This is a genomic window from Marinobacterium ramblicola (genome assembly GCF_019084545.1).
In the GTDB taxonomy this organism is placed as follows: Bacteria; Pseudomonadota; Gammaproteobacteria; order Pseudomonadales; family Balneatricaceae; genus Marinobacterium_D; species Marinobacterium_D ramblicola.
Genome location: NZ_JAHREP010000021.1, coordinates 1 through 22,405 on the forward strand (window position 1 = coordinate 1; position 22,405 = coordinate 22,405).

The following is a 22,405-nucleotide window of genomic DNA, read 5'->3' on the forward strand; positions in this document are numbered from 1 at the left end:
GCAACCTGTTCGCCAGCCCGCTGTCGATCGTACTGTTCTCGATCATCACCCTGGTGTTCGTCAGCCAGACGCCGCTGATGAAACTGTTCAAGCGCAAGTCCAGCAAGTAAGCCCTGCCCCGGTCAGAAGCACATTCCTGACCGGGGCTTTTCCGACGCCCCTGGATCCGCAACGCCCCCACGCCAACTTGCAGCACCTGGCAAAAGAGGTTCCAATATGAACCCTGTTCCAAATTGAAACCTGCCCAAGTATAAGAGTATAGAGAACCCTAATGGCCGCCAGCTTGCTACCACGCGCACTGCATATCATCGAGCTACTGGCCGAGAGTCCCAGGGGATTGAGCCTGCAAACACTGGCGGACAGTGCCAATATGCCGAAAAGCGGTGCTCACAGAATGCTCGGCGAAATGATCGAACTGGGCTACGTGGAACAGGGGGCAGATAGCGGTCAGTATCGTTTGACCTATCGCCTTGCCGATACCGGAATTCAGCTGCTCGCCAACTGCGGTATGGTCGACAGTGCCCAGCCTCTTCTCGACCAGTTGGCCAGGGAGTGTCATGAACTGGTACGCCTGGCGGTCATCGATCGCGCTCGCCCGGTGTTCATGCTAAAGGCGCAGGGAGCGACCGGCGCCCTGCGTTACGATCCGGAATCGGGTGACGAAGCAGCGCTTTACTGCACCGCCACCGGATTCGCCTGGCTGGCCCAGTTCAGCGACGACGATGCGATTCGCCTGATCGCCGCCCAGGGCCCGATTGAGCCCGAACTGCACGGCCCGGACTGCCCCGGCAGCTTCAGCGAAGTGCTGGAGCAGGTACGACTGGCACGCCAGCGCGGTTATGGCAAGGCGGTCAATATGTCGTCACCGGGGATGTCCGCAATTACCGCCGTAGTCAGGGCGCCCTCAAGTGGCACGGCTGTCGCCGTGCTCAGTATCGGCGGCCCCAGTGCACGCTTGACCGAAGATCGGATGGAGCAGCACCTACCCCAGCTGCTGGCGTATGCGGAAAAACTTTCCTCCCTGCCGGACCTTATCGCCTATCTCGAGCCACTTGCATTGCACAGCGCCAGCTGATCGATCCCGACAGTGTGTTTTTCCCGTCAGCGGGCGCCGCTCGAGCTCCGCTCAGGGAACAGCGTATCGATCACACGCTGGTTGGAGTGCTCAATATGCATCTTCAGCAGCCTGCAAGCCTCCTCCTCGTCACGCCGGAACGCGGCTTCCATGATCACCTCGTGCTCATCTCCGCCCGGAGTCGTATCGGCCAGGCTGATCAGTGACAGACGACGGAAACGCTCCGACTGATCGTACAGCGTCGATATGAATCGCAGCTGCCATACCGACGGACATGCGGATATTAGCGCCATATGGAAGCGCCGATTCTCCCGAATCAGCTCTCCGGCATGCTCACTGTAGTGCCCCTCGGCATTGCGCCGCACGGTCAGCTCACGATGGCGTGCGCCGGCAATATTGGCCTCCCAGTCCAGATCGCCATGTCGGATCGATTGCCGAAAGGCATCTACCTCCAGCATCTCCCGCAAGCGCGCCACATCGACAAACTCATCCACGGACACCGGCGCCGCCCAGTATCCGCGCTGCCCCTTGCGAATAACCAATCCCTCGGCCGCCAACCGCGACAGCGCTTCGCGCACCGGCGCGGCACTGGAGCTGTAACGGCTGCTGAGTTGGGCAATGGAGAGCTTGCTCGAGGGCTCGATGGAGCCGTCGAGAATATCGTTGCGGAGCTGCTGATAGGTACTGTTGCTGTCGGGAGCGTTCATGTTGCGCCATCTCATGCAGAAACTGACTGGAAGCCGCTATAACGATGCGACCCCCCGAAATTGAGAGCATAGCATAGATGCGGCTATCGACATCAGCACCAACAAGTATCATCTACCATATTAGGTACTACCTATATATTTTTATAGGATATAAAATGTACCGCAGCTACTATATAGAGGAATCTCTCACCTATACTGAGGGACGCCTGCCTCACTGTTATCCATAGGGAGTCACCTCATGCCTGACCACTATTTCGAGCGTTGCAGCAGCCAGGATGCACCTGTTTTCGAAGGTGTGGAGTTCGTCGAGATAGCAACCCGTAATCGAGAAGCAGTTGAGGCGTTCCTTGTTTCCCTGGGCTTCAGAGCACAAGCAAAACATCGCAGCAAGGAGGTTACGCTCTTTCGCCAGGGCACGATCAATCTGCTGGTCAACTCTACCGAGGGTAGCTTTGCTGCCGACTACGCCACACGTCAGGGTAGTGCAGTCTGCGCGCTGGGTTTGCGTACGCCCAACGCCAGCAGCGCCTATCAAAACCTGGTTGCCCGCGGCGCCTGGGAGACAGCCACATCGGCAGGCGCCATGGAGCTCAACATCCCGGCGATCGAAGCGATCGGCGGTTCCCAGATCTATCTGATCGACCGTTATGCCGAAGGCATCAGCATCTATGACATCGATTTCAAAGCAGTTCCGGATGAAACTGAAGATCCGGGCCTGCTACAAGAGCTCACAGAGCTGGGACTGATGATGGAGCCTGAGCGTCAGGCCCCCTGGCGTGATTTCTTCCGCCACCTGTTTGGATTGCAGTCAGACGCGGCAGACTGCCTCGTCATCGATACTCATACCCTCCTTCGCCTTCAGGACAGCGGTCGTCCTGATCTGGTCGACGAGCGGATCGATACGCTGGTGTTTTCCACTGCCGACCTGGAGAAGCTTAAGCGTCACCTGGCCAAACAGGGGCTCCAGCTTAAGGCGGTCGAAGGGGTGAAAGGGGTATTCGAGGTTCTATCGCCCTCCGATATCCTATCGATCCGAATTCACATTGCCAGCTGAGCCGGTCAGGAGACGCATACCATGACAGCACCCAATTTTGCTATCAGCACCTTGAGCCTGACCGGCACGCTGGAGGAGAAACTCGAGGCGATTAGAGCAGCAGGATTCAGCTCGGTCGAACTTGGCGCTCTGGATCTGTCCGGCTCACCCGATGGGGTGTCCGGCTCGGTCTCCCGGCTCCAGCAGAGCGGTGTCCGGATCAGCGCCCTGCAGGAGATCAAAGACTTCGGCGGCCACTCCGGTCGGATACTGGCGTATAAAATGGAGTTGGCCAAATCCTATATCCAGCTGATGCATAAGCTGGGTTGTCGGCTGTTGATCGTGACACCGGCCACATCGGTACACGTCAAGCATGACATGGACAAGATCGCGTCCGACCTGCGAGCCCTCGCCACACTGGCCACGCCCAAGGGGGTGCGCATAGGTTTCAAACCCCTATCCTGGTCACCCAGTGTCAACACCTATGCCGCAGCTATGGAGCTGATCCAGCGTGCCGACTCAGCAAATCTGGGCCTGGTCATCGATAGTTATCAGTTGATGGCCCAGACTCACAGTCCGGAGCGGCTGGATGATATCCCCGCGTCAGCCATCAGTCTGGTTCAACTTTCCGATTTCGCCATGACCTCGGTCCCGCTGGTGGAGGATCAGATCGATATTGCCCGACACCACCGCCTTTACCCTGGCGAGGGTAGCCATGGCGTCGGCGTCTGCCAGCTGGTCAGATACTGTATGGACAGGGGCTACACCGGCGACTTCGTCTTCGATGTCTACAACGACAAATACCTGTCTACGCCACCTGCCGAGTCTATCCAGCACGCGGTCAAGGCGCGGGAGTGGCTGTTGGAGCGGTTAAACGGATAACCACGCCGAACTGATCCGCTTACTGGTACGCGTCCCCTGCTGCCGCGACAAAGGCGATCTCCACGAGGTAGTCAGGGCTCGCCAGCTCTGCTTTGACGCAGGCACGACTGGGCGCCGTGCCTTCCGGGAACCAGTTGTCCCACTGCCCGTTGAGCGCCGCCAGGTTGGCAAAGTCGGTGATATAGATCGTCGCCGACAGGATCCGTGTCTTGTCACTGCCGATGCGCGCCAGCGACTGCTCAGCCTGATCGAAGATCTGCTGAATCTGGCGCTCGATACCCGCCGCAAGATCAGCCTCCGGCACTTCTACGAAGTGGGCGATACCGTTGAACACGGTGATATCGGACCACCGCCTGGTTGGATTGATTCTGTGGATCTTCATTCAGTTAACGCTCTTGAGAGTAAGTGAAACTTGACGCCGGGATTCACTTGACCGGCCGCTGCGCAGTATAAACCGAAAGACCGGACGACAACCGCCTGGCAGAGATCAGCTTTGCCAGGCGATCGACGGGAAACCCATGATGCGTCAACTCTTGCAGTCTGCTGACGCGATCAGGACTACTCCAGTGCATCCTGCAGTGCGTTCTGGCGCGCCTGGGCAGCGAATCGGATATGGGCGTTCGCCTCTCCATAGCGGTTGTAGCCGCCCTTGCGCTGCACCACCTCGAAAAAGACACCATGGGTTTCCACGGTATAGAAATGGAAGAACTCTCCCCCCTCCTCGTTGCGGTCGTAGAGCAGGTTATGCTGCTTCAACCGCACTAACAGTTCCGGCTCCAAGCCAAACTTGGCTTCAATATCGCGGTAGTAGTTGGCCGGTACCGGCAGCACCCGATTTGCCCCGACTCCCGCCGCCGCGGTGAAGATATCCTCACACTCGAAGGCGATCTGCTGGAACCCGGACCCCTTGGATCGCTGTATAAAGCGCTGTGGGGAGGTTTGCCGAGCCTCGCTCATATTGATCGGTATACGCACCCTGCCATTGCGGCTCTCCGCAGTCCGACTAACCACCAGGCCGTAGATATCCGGCAGATCCTGGCTCGGTTCTATGGTGAAATCGAACAACGACTTGTAGAAGAAGGAGGTCGACAGGAAATCGGTATTGGCTACCGATTGACCGATATGGTCGATGCGCGCCAAGCCCAATCCAGTGCTCTTGTCGCCGACCGGTACAAAGTCGATATCGAAGAAACGGAACTTTCCGCTACGTTCGACGAAGTAGACCAGGCTATCGCCGACCCCCCTCAGCGCCGGGATATTGAGCTCACCGGGCCCCGCTTGATTGGCAAAACGCTTCAGGTGATAACGGTCAGCGCGCTCCAACATAGCCTTCAGATCGTTGGTCGCCAACGCCAGTGCGCACACCGACACGCCATGCAACTGATAATGTTCGTGCGCCAGGCTCTCCGGCTCGCGGTTGAGAATCAGGTTGATATCGCCTTGGCGCATCAGGCTGACGTTCTTCGAGCGATGGCGATGGGTTTCACGGAAACCGAGACTCTCGCATAGCTGGATCAGCTCTTCGCCGCTGTCGCCCTCGATGGCAAACTCGACGAACTCGACGTCGACGATCTCGGGCTCAGGCAGGTTAGGCTGCTTGCTGGTCTGCTCCTCAAGCCAGATCAGCGAGCGCATGCCGTCGACCGCCTTCTCCTTTGGCGATGAGGAGCGAAACTCGTCGTTGAAGATCTCGTGCGACAGGTAGTCATCGAACCCCTTCTCCTTCAGACACTGCACGAACTCCACTACCGGCAGGTCGCCCTGACCGGGAAAGCAGCGGAAGTGGCGGCTGTACTGCAACACATCCATCTGCATGATCGGTGCATCGGCGACCTGCACCAGGGCGATCTTGTCGACCGGGATCTCGTCACGCAGACAATCCAGCGTATTACCGCGTGCGAACATATGGAAGGTATCCAGGTTGATACCCAAGTTGGGATGGTCTGCCCGTTTTATCAGATCCCAGGCATCTTCGTAGTCGGCAATATGACGCCCCCAGGCCAGAGCTTCGTAACCGACCCGCAGCCCCTCTTTCGCCGCCAACTCGGCGATCTCATGCAGGTCCGCCGCGCACTGGCTGCGGTCGTTGCTGGCATAGGGTGAGACGTTGCTGCACATCAGAAAGCGATCGGTACCGAGCTCATGCATCAGCTCGAACTTGCGTTGGATATAGCGCAACTTCTGGCTACGGTACGGCTCTGGCATCCCCTCCATGTCACGGAAGGGCTGCAGGGCGATGATTTCAAGTCCCAGATCCTGCGCTATACGGCGAACATCGGCGGGCGATCCGTCGAACTGGGTCAGATCGTTCTCAAAGATCTCTATACCCTGAAAACCCGCGGCCGCGGCCGCTTCCAGCTTGGCCGGCAACGAGCCCGACAGAGTGACGGTAGCGAGCGCTGTCTTCATTATTTTCTCCTACTATCCAGCCGCGATTGCTGTACTCAGTATATGTAATGCCAGGAGCAGTCACCTTGGCGTAACGCCAACCACTACCCCTTAATTTGATTTATATCCTATACTTTTGCCGTTTAACCGACATCTGTAATTAGATACTATCTAGTTACGGATGACAGTCTAGAGATTAAGCGAATTATGAATATGCGCATGCGAAAAGCTTATTTCACAGAGTCTGAATAAAAGTTAAGAATAGTCCTCCCTCTCATCAGCCGATGCTTGCCCGTCGTACGGCACTGTTCGATTTGCAAAACCAGCACCCGGCTTTCTACAGCCCGCTTATCATGGAGAGATACGATGCTCGCCGTTTTGTCGATAACCGCCCCGATCTTTATCTTGATCGCGATCGGATATGCCGCGGTTAAAACCGGTCTGATGTCGCAGGAGGCGATCCCGGGACTGGGTCGCTATGTGCTCTATTTCGCACTACCCGCGCTGATGTTCAGCACGATCTCGCGTATGGAGTTTGGTGTCGTCATCGAGACCAACTACCTCGCGGTATATGGCATAGGCTCTCTGCTATCACTCCTGTTCGGGATAGGGTTTCATAAGCTGGTACTGAAAAATTCGCTGGTGGAGAGCGGGGTCAAGGGGATGGGGATGTCGATCCCGAATAGTGCCTTTATCGGCTTTCCGATACTGCTGCAGGTATTCGATCCGCCGCTGACGCAAGCATTCGCCATGGCGATCATGGTAGAAAACGTATTCATCCTGCCGATCGCCCTGGTGATCATCGAATACGGCGGCCGCGAAAACGGCTCCAGCCTGCTCGCTATCTGGAAATCAGTGTTCTCACGTGTAGTACGCAATCCGCTGATCATTACCATCTGTGCCGGCCTGCTGGCATCCGCCCTATCGTTGAAACTACCGGAAACACTCAATCAGAGTCTCGATATGCTGGCCCGCACCTCTGCCGCCACGGCGCTGTTCGTGATCGGTGCCTCACTGGTTGGTAATCAGATGCGCGGCAACATCCTGAGTATCGGTTCTGTGGTAACAGGCAAACTGCTGATCCATCCGCTACTGATCGCCCTGGTACTCTGGCTCTGGCCCCCTTTCGACCAGCGGCTGGAACTGGCGGTATTGCTGGTCGCGGCGATGCCGATGATGAGCATCTTCCCGATCATCGGCAGTAATTACGGCATGCGTAACATCTGCGCCAGCATCCTGTTGGTTACCACGGTACTCTCCTTCGTCACCATAACCCTCCTCTTGCGTATCGCCACCTGATCGACAACATGCAAAAAGGCCGGGAGACATTTGCTACCCGGCCTTTTCGTCTACATGACTGTACGGTAATCAGATATTGGGGATTTCCGTGCCTTTGTTGATATGGTCGGTCAGGATCGCTACAGCGCCCTCCACATCATCTGCAAGCAGCGCATCCAGCAGTTCCCGGTGCTCACCGGCGGCCGCCTCGCCGCGGAAGGGACGTTTACTCAGCGCCAGCAGCTGATAACGCATCGACAACTCCAAGATCGAGGCATGGTAGCGCATCAGCTGTCTGGAGCCGGAATTGGAGACAATCGCCATGTGAAAATCGCGATCCGCCTTCTCCCACTCCTGCACATGAGCGGTCTCATCCTCCATCATCAGCTTCTCCATGCAGCTGAGACGGTAATGAGCGCTGATCAACTTGGCTTTCCAGTCGATATTGTCGTTGTTGTTTTGGAACGACTTGCGCAGCCCCAGGGTCTCCAGCGTGATGCGCAGCTCAACCAGCTCCTCAAGGTCGGCGACGGATACCGGTTTAACCTTGAACCCCTTCTGCCCTTCAACCTCGACAAAGCCGTCCGAGACCAGACGCATCAGAGTTTCGCGCAGCGTGTTGACGCTAACGCCATACTCACTGCGCAGCAGATTCAACTTGAGTTTCTGGCCAGGCTGCAGCTTGCCCTGCATGATGTCGTTGCGGAGCTGTTCATACGCCGACTGCCCGACAAGTTTACGATCCACGCTGATATTCATATCGGACTCCGACACCCGCTTATCTATAGGGCGATTTTACACCAACCACCCTATTAAAGCGCGTTGATGGGATGAACCATAAAAAGCGGGCTGCACATGGCAGCCCGAAAAGACCGACGCCAATCACGAAGGTCGTGGCTTGGGAATGCTGACACGATAGATCCCCACACCTGAAACAACAGAAACAACAGAAACAACAGAAACAACAGAAACAACAGAGACGCTACACGATCAACTCGCTATGGATATCGAACTTGCGCTTGAACGCCTCCAACGCTTGAGCCGGTTCCACCTGCATCTCGGTAAAGATCTCAAACGCGTCGATCCCCTGGTAGAAAAACAGATCAAATCCCGAAACCAACTGCAACCCTTTGCTATGCGCGGCGGTGAGAAACTCGGTATCCAGCGGGGTATAGACCGCATCGAAAGCCCAACGCTGACCACCAAAAAGCTCCAGGGGAAGCGGATTACCCGGCGTCTTGTAATGCCCAACCGGGGTACAGTTCACCAGGCCATCAGCGGAGCGTGCGGCGTCGGCCAGCATCTCGGCACTCACCGGTGACGCTTTGAAGCCGACGGCATTCAATGAGTTGCAGAGGTCTTTTGCACCTGTTTGATTAAGGTCGAACACCAGCACCTCGGACGCGCCCAGCTCGAATACGCCAAATGCGACCGCGCGCCCGACGCCACCCGCACCTACCAGCAACACTCGCCCCGCCGGCGTATCACCCAAACGACTGCGGTAACCGCGTATGAACCCTGTGTAGTCGGTATTGGCAGCGCAGACCTCGTCAGCGAGCGACAGCGTATTGGTGGAGCCAACCAGACGTACCGCGTCGTTGACCCGGTCAGCATAAGACACGGCGATCTGTTTGTAGGGAAAGGTCACGTTAGTGCCCCGATAGCCCTCAGAGCGCAATTTGGCAAGCGTCTCTGCAAAAGCTTCGCGGCTCGCATCACGCGGCTCATGCAACTCATAGCTGACCGGGCGACCATAGATCTCACCCAGCAGCATATGAAGTGCGGGGGCACGGGATTTGGCGATCGACTGACCGATCAAGCCAAGCTTTATCATTCTGCGTTCTCCCATCTTGTTTACACCCGCTCGGTGCTATCGATGCGCTGCTCTTCTCTTGTAATAGACCCGCATCGACGATCAATAAAGTGTGTTGCGCAGGCTCTCACCAGATGAACGGGATCGCTCACTCGCTAAGCCAAACCTCCAATCATTATATGGCAATTACATAAATATAGGAGATTTTTTTAATAAACCACTATTATTGACCTTAATCAACGTTACTGATAGCCTCCCATGAATCGCAAAGCAGTCAGCCAACAGGCTATGGCTCCGCTTTGAATGCGATGTTGACCTGCAGTTACGTAGACAGTTACCTCAACAATAACAAGCAGGAACGCTGACCCGGTCGCTCCCGGCAGTCCTCCTGAAAAAGGAAAACAGCATGAAACTGACGACAAGAAAAATCTGCGCAACTCTGACCACTGCGGCCGCGGCCGGCCTGTTCGCCGCTCAGACATTTGCTGCGGATGTGACACTTACCCTCGGCCACGTCGACCCGGCCGAATGGCAGACCTCCAAGAAAGGCGCTGCGGCCAAGGTATTCAAAGAGCTGGTAGAGGCAGAGTCCGGCGGCAGAATCGCAGTCAATGTCTACCCCAATGGCCAGCTCGGAGGCGAAACCGATCTGGTTCAATCGGCACAGGACGGCACCCTCAGCATGGCCTTCGTATCCGGCGCATTCAGCAAGGTCTGCCCTGAAGCAGCGGTACTCGATACCCCCTACCTGTTCCCTTCCGCTCCCATCGCCTGGGAGGTTCTGGACGGTCAGTTCGGTAAGGACCTGAGCAAACACTGCCTTGGCAAGACCGGGCTGCGCACCCTGGCTTATGGCGAGACAGGGTTCCGTAACTTCACCAACTCCAAGCATCCGATCACGGAGCCGAAGGATCTGGAGGGGTTGAAGATCCGCGTCATGACAGTGCCGCTGTTCGTCGAAATGGTGAAAGCGATGGGTGGTAAACCGACCCCGATCGCCTGGCCGGAAGTGCCGTCCGCACTCTCCACCGGTGTCGTCGACGGTCAGGAGAACCCGGTCAGCGTGATCGCCGGTAACAAGTTCTACGAGATCCAGAAGTACATCACACTGGATGGTCATGTATATGGCACCGACTTCTTCGTCATCAACGACGATCTCTATCAAGGCCTGTCGCAGACTGACCGCGAGATCGTGGCGCGCGCCGCCAAAGTCGCCGCCACTGTCGGTCGTGCGATTCAGCAGCTGAACTCAGCCCAGGGGCTGGGCGAGCTGGCCAAGAACGGTATGGAGATCACGGCGCTGACCGCTGAACAGCAGGCCAAGTTCCAGGCGGCGGCTCAGCCTCCGGTGCTGGAGTGGTTGAAAACCCAGATCGATCCGAGCTGGATCGACAAAGCGCTGGCGGCAGTGAAAGAAGCCTCCAGCAACTAGCCCTGCACTACGCACCGGGGAGTTCTCCCCGGTGCTTTTTCGTCAATGCCTATCCCAGGGTAGCCCTCGATGAAACCTCTCTATAAGAAATTCCTGGCACTGGCGACCGGAAGCTCACTGTTTGTGGTCTTCGCCGTCGTGTTGACCAGCAGCCTCATGCGCTACCTTTTTAACGCTCCGTTGCAGTGGAGCGAAGAGGTTGCCAAATACGGCATGATCTACGGCACCATGTTCGGCATGGTGCTGTGCTACCTCGACGATATTCACATCAAGTTTGGTTTTCTCGAATACGGCGTGCCCGCTTTCATCAAACGACTGCTGAATCTGGCGCTGGACCTGATCGCCCTGGGTACCGGTGTCGTGCTGGCCTGGTCGGGCTATCAGTTCGTACTGAAAAGGGGCGGCATTGACGCACCGGGCACCGGCCTGCCAATGAGTGTGTTCCAATCCGCCATGGTGATCGGCGGCATCTGCCTGGTCATCGCAGCCCTGCTCCAGCTCCCGGCCCATTTCAAAGCGAAGCAGAACGGCATCGAGGTGTAATATGACCGGTTTCTTGATTCTTCTGGTGCTGCTGATCATCGGCAGTCCGATCGCTTTCGCGATCCTGCTGGCGGTTTTGGCGCACCTGACCGAGACCCCCTTCCCGCTCAGCCTGATCAGCCAGCGTATCTTTGCCGGCCTGGATTCCTTTGCGATCCTGGCGATCCCGCTGTTCGTGCTCGCCGGCGAGCTGATGAATGAGAGCGGCATCACCAGCCGCATCATCACCTTTGCCAACGCCTGTGTCGGCCATATGCGCGCAGGCCTTGCCCAGGTCAATATCTGGGCGTCGGTGATCTTTGCCGGTCTGTCCGGCTCTGCGGTTGCCGACACCTCGGCGCTTGGGCGAATTTTTATTCCGGAGATGGAGAAACGGGGCTACCCCCGTGACTTCGCCGCCGCACTGACCGCCGCCTCATCGGTGATCGGGCCAATGATTCCGCCCAGCATTCCCGTCATTATCTACGCGCTGATCACCTCGGGGGTATCGGTACCGGCACTGTTCCTGGCCGGCGTGGCGCCCGGCATATTGCTGGCGATCGGCCTGTCGATCTATGTCCGCACCTTTGCCGGGCACTTCGAGGCGCAGCATGATCCGCTGCCGTGGAAGGATCGCTTCAAGGCGTTGATCGACGCCTGGGTACCGCTGTTCATGCCGATCTTCATCGTCGGCTCGATCCTGACCGGCATCGTCACCCCGACAGAAGCAGCCGCACTGGCCGGCGGCTATGCGCTGCTGGCGGGGATGTTTATCCTGAAGAGCCTGAAGATCCGTCAGTTACCGAGAATCTTCGTCACCGCCATGCGCGACTCGTCGGTGATCCTTATCATCATCGCTGTGGTATCGCTGGCCAACTGGATGCTGACCTTTTCCCAGGTGCCGCAGAAGGTCAGCGCGATGGTGCTGGCGGAGATCACCAGCCCCTGGATGTTCCTGTTGATGGTGAATGCAATCCTGCTGGTGGTCGGGCTGTTCCTCGAGGGTATCGCGGCGATGCTGATCCTGTTGCCGATTCTGCATCCGATCGCGATGAGCCTGGGGATCGATCCGGTGCATTTCGGCATCGTGGTGATCTTCAACCTGATGATCGGCCTGATTACGCCACCGATGGGGATCTGCCTGTTCGTGTCGAACTCCATCGCCAACGTCGGCATCGGCGCCATCTCCCGCCGCATTCTCCCCCTGTTCCTGGTAGAACTGGTAGTATTGGCAATCATCACCTTCGTCCCACAAACGGTGACCTTCCTACCGCGCGTGTTCGGGTTCTGATAAACAGAAGGAGCAGGAACCTTGAGTAAACTGATCTACGTATTGAATGGCCCCAACCTGAATCTGCTGGGCAAACGCCAGCCGGAGATCTACGGGCATGAGACCCTGGCCGATGTCGAGGAGCGGATGCGCAAGAGGGCGTCGACTCTGGGCCTGGAGATCGAGTTTTTTCAGAGCAACTACGAAGGCGCGCTGGTGGAGAAGATCCACGAGGCGCGGGAAAAAGCAGACGGCATCATCATCAACCCGGCTGCGTACACGCACACCTCGGTGGCGATTCTCGATGCCTTGAACGCGTTCGACCACCCGGTGGTCGAGCTGCACATCTCCAACGTGCACAAGCGCGAAGCCTTCCGTCACCATTCGTTCGTATCCGGACGTGCCGAAGCGGTGATGGCCGGCTTCGGCACCCTCGGTTACGAGCTGGCGCTGGAGTACTTCAAGTAAGTCACCGTCACTCGCGCCTCAAGCGGTGGGGCTATCAGGATGAGCAGGTCAGACAGATAGCCCCCGCCCAGTCCGGCGGCATACCCGCATAGCGATCCAGTTTGGGATCTACCTTTGCCGGCTCTCGCAGCAATGGCAGAAGGTCGTTCAACGGCGCGTAATTTCCTGCGTGCGCCTCCCGAATCACCTCTTCCGCCATGTAGTTGCGCAGAATATAACGCGGATTGACCGCACGCATCTGCGCCTCCCTGATCGGAGGGCTGGCTACCTCAAGCGCAAGGCGCCTCCAATACGTCTTCAGCCATTCGGACAACTCAGGCACGGACTCGCACAGCCCCAACTCAGAAGCCAGGAGCTCTTCGGCAGGCTGCTCCGACAGATGGTAAAAAAAGCGGGCAAGATCGAGCCGGTTTGCCGCAGCCAGCCGTCGCAATTCAACAACCAACGCTGCATCACCCTCATCTTCCTGCTGCAACCCTAGCCGCGCTCGCATGCGCTTTAGCTCATGATATCTGAAACGGCCCATAAACCTGGTCAGCGCCTGCTCCAACGCCTCTTGCGGCACGAGGGGAACCAGCGCCTGGGCGAATGCGCTCAAGTTCCACAACACAATCTCCGGCTGACGCTTGAACGCGTAGCGTCCCTGGTCATCATTCTTGTTGGCGATATGGTCCGGTTCATGCCAATCCATAAAGGTATAGGGGCCATAATCGAAGGTCTCGCCCAGAATCGACATATTATCGGTATTCAATACGCCGTGGACGAAATCGTAACTCTGCCAGAGTGCCACCAGCTCAGCTGTGCGCTCCTGTACCTCCAGAAAGAGTGCCAGATAGGGATTATCGGCTTCACGGCACTGGGGGTAATAGCGATCGATACTGTAGTCCGCCAGCAGTTTAAGCTGGTCATGCTGACGGCTGTAATAGAAATATTCGAAGTGGCCAAAGCGGATATGGCAGGGGGTTACACGCACCAGCAAAGCACAGGGTTCCATGCCGTTTCGCTGCGTATAGTGCTCGCTCGCGATCAGGCATAGCGCGCGTGTCGTCGGGATTCCCAACCCGGCCATCGCCTCGCCTGCCAAGTATTCACGGATGGTGGAGCGCAGCACCGCGCGTCCATCGCCAAAACGGGAAAAAGCGGTGCGCCCGGCACCTTTCAGATGCAGGTCCCAACGCTCCCCTTTATGGTTGACCACCTCGCCCAACAGCAGTCCGCGACCATCCCCGAGATCGGGATTGTAGAAACCGAACTGATGGCCGGTGTATTTCATCGCCAGCGGTTCGGCCCCGGGTAACGACTTTTCGCCATTGAAATAGCACACCAGCTGTTCCGGCGTCACGCTACAGGGGTCAAGATCGATCAACTGCGCAACTTCGGCGTTGAAGCCGGCCAAACGTGCGCCCTTCAGCGGCGCTGGCTCCGTACGCTGATACCACTGCTGCGGTAAACGAGCATAGCTGTTATCGAATTGAAGGGACTCAAGTGTTCGTCTTGTCTGTTCTTTTGCCATGACTGCCTGACTTCTAAAAGTCTACCGGAGCTAATACCTTAGCATTTTTATCAACTATCATTAAAGTCTGGCGCGCTGATAAAAATACCGCCCACTGAGGCTATTTATATAAGTCCGGCTACAAAAATCAGGCCAACACGGTACTTGCAACGCACAAGCGCCGAATCAAAAGTAAAACTCCACAACGCAAAAAGGCTCCCGAAGGAGCCTTTTTTCTAAAGTTCTGTTAAGAACTTAGACTTAGAAGTCTACGCGGTAGCCCAGCTCAACGCCGTTACCGATAGAGTCATCACCGTGCTCTACGTAAGCAGCGAATACACGAGCCTGCTTGCCGAGCTTCTGCTGAGCTTCAACAGACCACTTCTCGTCGTCGTTAGCATCGTCGTCGATGTAGTTAGCCAGCAGCTTGGTGTTACCGAAGCTGTAAGAACCAGCCAGTTCCCAAGCCTGCTCGTCGTCGCCGGCAACCAGGTCACGATCTTCGTAACGAGCACCAACGTACAGAGCGTCCAGGGTGTAAGACAGACCAACAGAGGTCACGTCGTCGTAAGTGCCGCCGCTGACAGTGGTATCTTCGTCGTAGCCCAGGTAGGAAACGGCGCCCATGAAGCCGGCCATTTCGAACTTGGCAGCAACGTGAGCAACGTCAACAGAAGCGTTGTTAGCAACTTCAGAATCGCTGCTTGTGTCGGTATCGGTGGTCAGGATCGCACCCGCAACCTGGAAACCGCCCATATCCGGAGAGATGTAAGCCAGGGTTTCCGGAGTACGGTGAGCGCCGATCACGTAGCCGGAAGAACCGGAAGTGCCGTTGTCGACGATATCAGTGGTGAACACGGTCCACAGCGCGTACGGAGTCCACATACGGCCAATCTGGGCAGTACCGAAATCGCCGGTAGCACCGATGTAAGACAGACGACCGCCGGCCCATGCACCAGCTTCAGAGCTTACAGCCTGTTCGAACTGGTAGATCGCCTTGGCGCCAGAGAACAGTTCGGAAGAACCCTTGATACCGATACGAGAAGAGTTGTCAGCGATATCCATTTCCTGAGTATCGGTGTCAACCATTTTCACACGCAGAGAGCCGTACAGAGTAGCGTCAGCCTGAGCTACCATCGGAGCAGCCAGAGCGCCAGCGACAGCCAGAGCGATCAGTGACTTTTTCATCAAATTTCCCCTTCAACATTCAACTTACTAGTAGTGAATTCTAGTTTTTCTTAGCACACCGGAGTGCTAGCTACGAAAAATACTATAATTCTTAAATATTTCAAACCGGTGAATGAACTTTTTTGATTTAAGCCAAACACCGGTTTTTAAAACATTTTTACTGAACAAGATCTGAGCACTTCGGAAACTAATTCCTGTACTTCTTTTAAATCTGTTCAATCCTTAGGAGCCACAGCGCGCTCGTTTGCGCTCTGCACACCTAAATTGTGCGCATTACAACATAGCCCCTTTGCCCTTGCAACCCCTTGTAATACCTGAATCTCATCCTTTTGTCCGGGGCAATCGGAGTTAATTCATTGCGGCTTTCGTCCATGTTCACCACTCGATGCGCAAGCCAATTCTCAACGCTATTATCAACTCAACTCTGCCAAACGTTTTCTGAGTCGCTTTTCCGATACAGAAAAACGGGTTCCAAGCTGCTGTGCAAATAGCGAAACCCGATACTCCTCAAGCCACCAGCGATACTCTCTGAGCTCGTCGGTCAGCGCGTCCTGGGCTTTTGCCTCCTCCCGGCGCTTTTCATACTGCTGCTGCAACACCTGTAACTGTTCGGTCAACAGGATCTGCTGTCGCAGCTCTCGCTGAAACCTCTCCAGACGAATTTCGATCCCCTCCAGGTACCGGGGATATTGTTCCAACCAGAGATCTGGGGTTTCCGACAGGTAGCTGGGATGCATCAATGCTGATAGCTGCTGCTTTACATCGTTCAGCACAGTGACAGCGCTCAGATCGATCCGACCGCTGAGACGCTTCTCTATCGAGTGGAGGCGTTGATGACAGGTCAGTACAAACCGACAAAGCGTGTTGGCGCTGTCTGCCAGACTGGCTCGTCCGCGCTCAAGGGCGGATTCAAATTCAGCCCGGGTTCTGACGAGGGAATCATCTCCGAGATCGGCGGCACGCCAGATCGCCTTCAGCAGAATCTCATCCTCCAGGCGTTTCCGGTCAAACCGCTTTCCACCCAAGAGCAATATTTTATCCATCGCGGGCAGCTGGCGGCGAACATACTTAACCACTTCAGGAATGCTGAGCAGCATTAAACGCGCAACCGCACGCCGACTTCTATATTGGGCTTCGTCGGCACTGGTAAATAGTTTCAGCTCTACGCTCTCACCCTGGTCTTGCAGTCCGGGCCAGGCCTCGACCTCTATTCCACCCGCCTGCTTGACTCGCACACTGGATTCAAGATCACCGAAGTCCCAACGAACAATCTGCTCCCGGCCCCAACTGTCATCACTGCTGCCGGACTGAATCGCCTCTTCGGCCTGGGCCGAGTAACGCTGATTGAGCGTTTCCCAGTCACGCCCCTCCCCTACGCTCTGCTGCTGAGCATCGATCAGATGAATATTCAGTTGTTGGTGGGGCTCCAGCACCGAAGCTCTGAGCTGATCCGCTGCCACCTTCACCCCGGTCATTCTCAGCAGTTGATGACTAAGCGCTTCGTAGAGGTCGCCGTCGGCAAACACCGCCTGCTCACAGAATGCGCGTGCATACTCGGGTACCGGCACGAAATGCTTGCGCAACTGCTTCGGCAACCCCTTGAGGATGGCGATAACCTTATCCTCCAGCATCCCCGGCACCAGCCAGTCCAGCCGTTTTCTCGGCAATGCCTTCAACAGCGCCAGGGGACACTGAAGTGTCACCCCATCCCTGGAGGATGCGGGATCGAACCGGTAATCGAGCTTCAGCTCCACCCCATCCAGACGCAAAGTATCCGGGTAGCGGCTCGCACTGACATGCTCCGCCGAGCGCTGGAGAATATCGGCTTCGCTCATCTTCAGCAGGTCGGGGTTACCTCGACGCTGCTGTTTGTACCACTTTTCGAATCCGGTGCCGTTGACGATATGCGTACCGCCCAGCTTCTCGAACTGCTCCTCGTAAAAGCGATACAGCGTTTCCTCATCGACCAGCAGATCACGACGACGCGCCTTGGACTCGAGATTTTCAACATCTGCCAACAGCGCGCGGTTATGGTTGAAAAATGCAGCGGATGTATTGAACTGCCCCTCGACCAGCGCGCTACGGATAAATATCTCGTGTGAGGTCTTCACGTCGATAGCGCCATAGTTCACCCGCCGCTTGGGCACGATGATGAGCCCATAGAGCGTCACCTGCTCGGTGGCCACCACCTGCGCACGCTTCTTCTCCCAGTGCGGCTCGGACCAACTTCTCTTCACCAGATGACCGGCGGGGGCTTCGATCCACTCGGGCTCGATCTTCGCCACCTGATGCGCATAGAGCTTGCTGGTCTCGATCATCTCGGCCGCCATCACCCATTTCGGACTTTTCTTGAATAGTCCGGAGCCTGGAAAAATGCGGAAACGGCGATTGCGCGCGCCAAGATACTCCCCCTTTTCCAGTAGATTGCCGATGTGACTGAGCAAGCCGGCCAGCAGTGCGCGATGCACCGGAGCATACTCGGCTGGCTCGACGTTCTCTCGCAGTTTGAGCTCTTTAACGCTCAGGTGGAGCTGGCGGTGCACATCACGCCACTCGCGCATCCGCATAAAGGAGATAAAGTGTTTTTGGCACCAGTTGCGCAGCTGATTCTGGCTTAACTCGGCACGCTGCTCTTCATATAGATTCCACAGGTTCAGCAGGGTGATGAAATCCGAATACTCATCGGCATAGAGCCTGTGTTTCTCGTCTGCCGCCTGACGCTTGTCGTGCGGGCGCTCCCGCGGGTCCTGCACGCTCAAGGCGCTGGCGATGATCAGCACCTCTTTAAGTGCATCGTATTGGGCCGCCTCGATCACCATACGGGCAATACGCGGATCCACCGGCAACCGCGCCAGTTGCCGCCCTACCGGGGTAAGCTGGCGGCGGGTATCGACCGCACCAAGCTCCTCCAGCAACTTGAAACCATCGGTAATAAAGCGGGAGTCGGGCGGATCGACAAAAGGAAACTCGGCGATATCCCCCAGCCGCAACTGCAGCATCTGCAGAATAACGGCGGCCAGGTTGGTACGCCGGATCTCCGCATCGGTAAACTCCGGCCGGTTATTGAAATCCTCCTCCGAGTAGAGACGAATGCAGGTACCGGGGGCGACGCGACCGCAACGACCGGCGCGCTGGTTGGCGCTGGCCTGGGAGATCGCTTCGACCGGCAGCCGCTGCACCTTGGAGCGGTAGCTGTAGCGAGAGATGCGTGCGAGCCCCGGATCGACCACATAACGGATACCTGGCACCGTGAGCGAGGTCTCGGCGACGTTGGTAGAGAGCACGATCCGTCTTCCCGCACCGCGGGCGCCGTAAAACACCCGATTCTGCTCTTTCAGGGAGAGGCGGGCGTAGAGCGGTATAACCTCGGTATCGCGCAGTTGTACCTTGCGCAGCAGATCGGCCGTCTCCCTGATCTCCCGCTCGCCCGGCAGAAACACCAGTATGTCGCCTGGACCGGAACCCCGCTTTTGCCGATCGATCTCGGTCAGCTCCTCGATTGCCGCCAAAATACCCTGCTGAAGATCCAGTGCCTGCTCATCCTCATCCTCCATCTCGTGCAGAGGACGGTAGAGGATATCCACCGGATAGGTACGCCCGGAGACCTCGACCACCGGGGCATTATCGAAATGAGCGGAGAAGCGCTCCAGATCGATGGTGGCCGAGGTGATGATCAGCTTGAGATCCGGACGCTTCGGCAAAATCCGCTTGATATAGCCGAGCAGGAAATCGATATTGAGGCTACGTTCATGCGCCTCATCGATGATCAGCACCTCGTACTGCTCGAGAAAGCGATCGTGCTGGGTTTCGGCGAGCAGAATACCATCCGTCATCAGCTTGATCTGGGTGTCGTCCGATACCTGATCGTGAAAGCGCACCTGGTAACCGACCCGCCCGCCCAGCGGTGTATGCAGCTCCTCTGCGATACGCGCCGCCACGTTACGTGCCGCAAGCCGCCGCGGCTGAGTGTGTCCTATCATCCCAAGACAACCGAAGCCCAGTTCAAGGCAGAGCTTGGGGATCTGGGTGGTCTTGCCCGAACCGGTCTCACCGGCGATCACCACCACCTGATTATCGCGGATCACCTCAAGCAGTTCGTCACGGCGAGCCGAAACCGGCAGTTCGGGGTAGTCGATCGCGGTCGGCAGCGCCCTTCTGGACTCGACAAGCGCAATAGAGGCCGCGATATCATCACCCAGTGCGGAGATGAGGTCGGGCTCGGCACCTTCACGCTGGGCGGCATCCAGCCGACGCTTCAATCTGAAGCGATCGGCAATGCGGCACTGGGCCAGGCTGGAGCTGAGTTTGGCAATAGGGTCGCAGACGGTAGAGGCAGTCAAAAGCTGATAAACCTTGGAATTTCACAGGAGCGGGATTCTACCGCAACAGATGCAGAATAGGCGAACACCCTCAGGAGAAGCGGCGCTCCCGCTGTACGTCACGCAGCTCCCGCAAGGCGATCTCCCGCAGCTCGCGGCGCTGCACTTTGCCGATCGAACTGCGCGGCAAGTCGCGGCAGAATTCGACACTGCGGGGCACCTTGTAGGAGGTCAGTCGCTCGCGGCAGTACTCTCGGACCTCGCGCATGGTCAGACGCGGATTGTTCGCCACCACATAAACCTTGATCGTTTCGCCGCACTCCTCATCCGGCAAACCGATCACCGCACACTCCAAAATATCGGGATGAGCGCTGATCACATTCTCCAACTCGCTCGGATACACACTGAAGCCTGAGGTTTTGATCATATCCGTGCGTCGATCGATGATACGCAGCTCGCCATTGTCATCGAGCTGTCCAACATCGCCCGTGGCCAGCCAGCCATCACGGAGCACTCTGGCCGTTTCCTCTGCCTGCCGCCAGTATCCCAGCATCATCTGCGGCCCGCGCACCTGAACCTCGCCGCTCTCGCCTACCGGCATCAACTCCCCGGAATCGCCGACAATACGTACCTCGGTACCCGGCAGGGGCTGACCAACACGCCCCCGATGACCTGCTCCCGGCCTGGCCACACTGACGACAGGCGAACATTCGGTCAGCCCATAGCCTTCGGTGATGGTACAACCGGTCACCTCGTTCCAGCGCCTGGCCGCTGATTCTGTCATCGCCATTCCGCCGGAAATGGTCAACTTCAGCGTACTGAAATCAAGCTGGGTAAATTCTGCATGCTGACAGAGCGAGATGAACAGTGGATTGACCCCGGCAAACACCGTGGGTTTGCTCCTCTCGAACGCCCGCGATAACTGTTTCAGGTCCTGCGGATCCGGAATCAACTCGATATAGCCCCCCTGCGACAGCATCGCCAGTACCAGGGTGAGCGAGTATAGGTGATACAGCGGGAGTGGCTGCATCACCACTTGGGGCATATCCATACCCGCCTCACTCAGCCTGCTGCGAATCTGCTCGATATTGGCCAGCAGTGACGCATGGGACAGCATGACTCCCTTGGCGGGTCCGGTGGTGCCGCCGGTGTACTGAAGCAGCGCCAGCTCTCGCTCCTCGCTGCCCGGCTGCTGCCAAACTCGCCCGCTTTCCGCTTTGAGAATTCGCAGCAGGGGCCGGCTGCCCTTGATTCGGTAGCGAGGAGTCGCGCCTCGTCGCAGCCGCACGCAGGAGCTGATCGTCCAGCGCCGCCAGCGAGGGTGTAGATCGGCAATATGGGTCGTTATCACACAACCAATCGGAGTACGCTTAAGCACGCGGGACGCTCGCCAGGCAAACGCCTCGCATATAATCAGCGCACGCGCCTCTGCATCATTGAACTGGCGTTCCAGCTCTTCTGGAGTAAGCAGAGGATTGATATTGACAACAACCAGGCCGGCACGCAGCGCACCAAATAATACCACCGGATACTGGGCACAATTGGGCAACTGGATCGCAATACGATCGCCCGGCTTAAGATCGGTATGATGTTGCACCCAGGACGCAAAGCGGCGCGACAGGATGTCGAGATCGGTGAAGCTAAGGCTCTGCCCCAGGGAGCCAACCGCAGGCCTATCACCGTAATGTTGACTTAAACTGCTGATAAACTCGGTCAACCCTGTCAGCATCAATGCCCGGCCCTATCCGGACTGTCCAGCTGCCGCTCCACTTCCCCATCGACAAACACCACCATCGCCCCCGGCGCCAGCCTCTGCCACTGTTCATTATCGGTCAACGGTTCGGTCGCGATCACCGTTACAACATCGTTCGGTGTTGTTTCTTTATGGAAGTCGACCGACATATCCCGGTCGCGCAGATGGGCTTCGCCAAAGGGTGCCCGGCGGGTAATCCAGGAGAGCTTGGTCGAGCAGTAACAAAACAGCCGGGTCGACTCGCTCAGCAGCATGTTGAATACACCGAGGCCACGGAGTTTTTCACAGCATTCATGCACCAGTTCAAGCAGGGCCGAAGGATCCTGAGGAGGGGCGTCGGGATAGCGTGCACGGATCTGGTCCAACAACCAGCAGAAGGCGTACTCGCTATCGGTAGTGCCGGCCGGCCGATAATAGGTCAGCGGCCAATCGAACAGCTGCCGGTCCAGCTGACCGTTATGCGCAAAACACCACATCACGCCCCAAAGCTCACGGCTGAACGGGTGGGTATTGGCAAGACAGATCTCCCCGACATTCGCCTGTCGAATATGGCTTATCACCACACGGCTCTTGATCGGGTAGGCGATCAGCAGTTCGGCAATCCGGGAGTCGGCACTGGGCAACGGGTCGTGAAAAGCCCTCAACCCCCGCCCCTCGTAAAAAGCGATCCCCCAGCCATCACGATGTGGACCGGTTTCTCCACCACGTCGAATCAGGCCTGCGAAGCTGAAACAAATATCGGTCGGCACATTGGCACTCATGCCGAGTAGCTCACACATTGTCTG

General features: G+C 57.1%; 18 protein-coding genes. 8 read left to right on the plus strand and 10 right to left on the minus strand.

All coding sequences use genetic code 11. From position 1 onward, the window contains the following. Positions 1-271: 271 nt before the first annotated feature. Positions 272-1,075: an IclR family transcriptional regulator gene (locus KQ940_RS15790; RefSeq protein WP_217414717.1), complete on the plus strand. Its 804-nt coding sequence runs from the start codon at positions 272-274 to the stop codon at positions 1,073-1,075. A 26-nt stretch (positions 1,076-1,101) separates the two neighbouring features. Here the strand turns inward: KQ940_RS15790 and KQ940_RS15795 are convergent, their stop codons facing one another. Then, complete coding sequence (locus KQ940_RS15795) at positions 1,102-1,782, minus strand: GntR family transcriptional regulator (RefSeq protein ID WP_217414719.1); 681 nt, start codon at positions 1,780-1,782, stop codon at positions 1,102-1,104. A gap of 238 nt (positions 1,783-2,020) precedes the next feature. On the opposite strand from KQ940_RS15795, the gene KQ940_RS15800 reads away from it, so the two are divergent. Both KQ940_RS15800 and KQ940_RS15805 read left to right on the plus strand, forming a co-directional pair. Beyond that, positions 2,021-2,836, plus strand: a complete 816-nt coding sequence (locus KQ940_RS15800; protein WP_217414721.1) for a hypothetical protein — start codon at positions 2,021-2,023, stop codon at positions 2,834-2,836. Positions 2,837-2,857: 21 nt separating this feature from the next. After that, complete coding sequence (locus KQ940_RS15805; protein ID WP_217414722.1) at positions 2,858-3,697, plus strand: sugar phosphate isomerase/epimerase family protein; 840 nt, start codon at positions 2,858-2,860, stop codon at positions 3,695-3,697. Between the two features lie 19 nt (positions 3,698-3,716). Here the strand turns inward: KQ940_RS15805 and KQ940_RS15810 are convergent, their stop codons facing one another. Next, positions 3,717-4,079 (minus strand): RidA family protein, encoded by a 363-nt coding sequence (locus KQ940_RS15810; RefSeq protein WP_217414723.1) that lies wholly within the window; start codon positions 4,077-4,079, stop codon positions 3,717-3,719. Positions 4,080-4,255: 176 nt separating this feature from the next. Further along, positions 4,256-6,106, minus strand: coding sequence for a bifunctional sugar phosphate isomerase/epimerase/4-hydroxyphenylpyruvate dioxygenase family protein (locus tag KQ940_RS15815; RefSeq protein ID WP_217414724.1), 1,851 nt, complete (start codon positions 6,104-6,106; stop codon positions 4,256-4,258). 345 nt (positions 6,107-6,451) lie between these two features. Between KQ940_RS15815 and KQ940_RS15820 the strand changes: the two genes are divergently transcribed. After that, positions 6,452-7,384, plus strand: coding sequence for an AEC family transporter (locus KQ940_RS15820; RefSeq protein ID WP_217414725.1), 933 nt, complete (start codon positions 6,452-6,454; stop codon positions 7,382-7,384). Positions 7,385-7,453: 69 nt separating this feature from the next. Here the strand turns inward: KQ940_RS15820 and KQ940_RS15825 are convergent, their stop codons facing one another. Together KQ940_RS15825 and KQ940_RS15830 are read right to left on the minus strand one after the other, a co-directional pair. Continuing rightward, positions 7,454-8,122: a GntR family transcriptional regulator gene (locus tag KQ940_RS15825; RefSeq protein WP_217414726.1), complete on the minus strand. Its 669-nt coding sequence runs from the start codon at positions 8,120-8,122 to the stop codon at positions 7,454-7,456. Between the two features lie 223 nt (positions 8,123-8,345). After that, positions 8,346-9,197 carry a shikimate dehydrogenase family protein gene (locus KQ940_RS15830; RefSeq protein ID WP_217414727.1) on the minus strand — a complete coding sequence of 284 codons (852 nt, stop codon included), beginning with the start codon at positions 9,195-9,197 and terminating at the stop codon, positions 8,346-8,348. Positions 9,198-9,582: 385 nt separating this feature from the next. Here KQ940_RS15830 and KQ940_RS15835 point away from each other — a divergent pair, with 385 nt between their 5' ends. The 4 genes from KQ940_RS15835 (at position 9,583) to aroQ (ending at position 12,868) form a co-directional block, all read left to right on the plus strand. Then, positions 9,583-10,608, plus strand: a complete 1,026-nt coding sequence (locus KQ940_RS15835) for a DctP family TRAP transporter solute-binding subunit (protein ID WP_217414729.1) — start codon at positions 9,583-9,585, stop codon at positions 10,606-10,608. Between the two features lie 69 nt (positions 10,609-10,677). Then, complete coding sequence (locus tag KQ940_RS15840) at positions 10,678-11,151, plus strand: TRAP transporter small permease (protein WP_217414731.1); 474 nt, start codon at positions 10,678-10,680, stop codon at positions 11,149-11,151. Between the two features lies 1 nt (position 11,152). Then, entirely contained in the window at positions 11,153-12,421 is a 1,269-nt protein-coding gene (locus tag KQ940_RS15845; RefSeq protein ID WP_217414733.1) for a TRAP transporter large permease, read from the plus strand. A gap of 21 nt (positions 12,422-12,442) precedes the next feature. Further along, a complete protein-coding gene (aroQ, locus tag KQ940_RS15850; RefSeq protein WP_217414734.1) occupies positions 12,443-12,868 on the plus strand; it encodes a type II 3-dehydroquinate dehydratase in 426 nt (141 codons plus the stop codon). Positions 12,869-12,902: 34 nt separating this feature from the next. Here the strand turns inward: aroQ and KQ940_RS15855 are convergent, their stop codons facing one another. From KQ940_RS15855 to KQ940_RS15875, 5 genes are all read right to left on the minus strand, one after another. Next, positions 12,903-14,381 carry a protein adenylyltransferase SelO gene (locus KQ940_RS15855; protein WP_217414735.1) on the minus strand — a complete coding sequence of 493 codons (1,479 nt, stop codon included), beginning with the start codon at positions 14,379-14,381 and terminating at the stop codon, positions 12,903-12,905. A gap of 240 nt (positions 14,382-14,621) precedes the next feature. Next, on the minus strand, positions 14,622-15,548 hold the full coding sequence (locus KQ940_RS15860; RefSeq protein ID WP_217414736.1) for a porin: 927 nt from the start codon (positions 15,546-15,548) through the stop codon (positions 14,622-14,624). 413 nt (positions 15,549-15,961) lie between these two features. Next, positions 15,962-19,888: an ATP-dependent RNA helicase HrpA gene (hrpA, locus tag KQ940_RS15865; RefSeq protein ID WP_246590126.1), complete on the minus strand. Its 3,927-nt coding sequence runs from the start codon at positions 19,886-19,888 to the stop codon at positions 15,962-15,964. A gap of 70 nt (positions 19,889-19,958) precedes the next feature. Then, the gene (locus tag KQ940_RS15870; protein ID WP_217414737.1) at positions 19,959-21,596 is read right to left on the minus strand and encodes an AMP-binding protein; all 1,638 of its coding nucleotides are present in this window, start codon (positions 21,594-21,596) and stop codon (positions 19,959-19,961) included. Continuing rightward, entirely contained in the window at positions 21,596-22,399 is an 804-nt protein-coding gene (locus KQ940_RS15875; RefSeq protein ID WP_217414738.1) for a class II glutamine amidotransferase, read from the minus strand. Before KQ940_RS15875 ends, KQ940_RS15870 begins: the two co-directional genes overlap by 1 nt. Between the last annotated feature and the right edge of the window lie 6 nt (positions 22,400-22,405).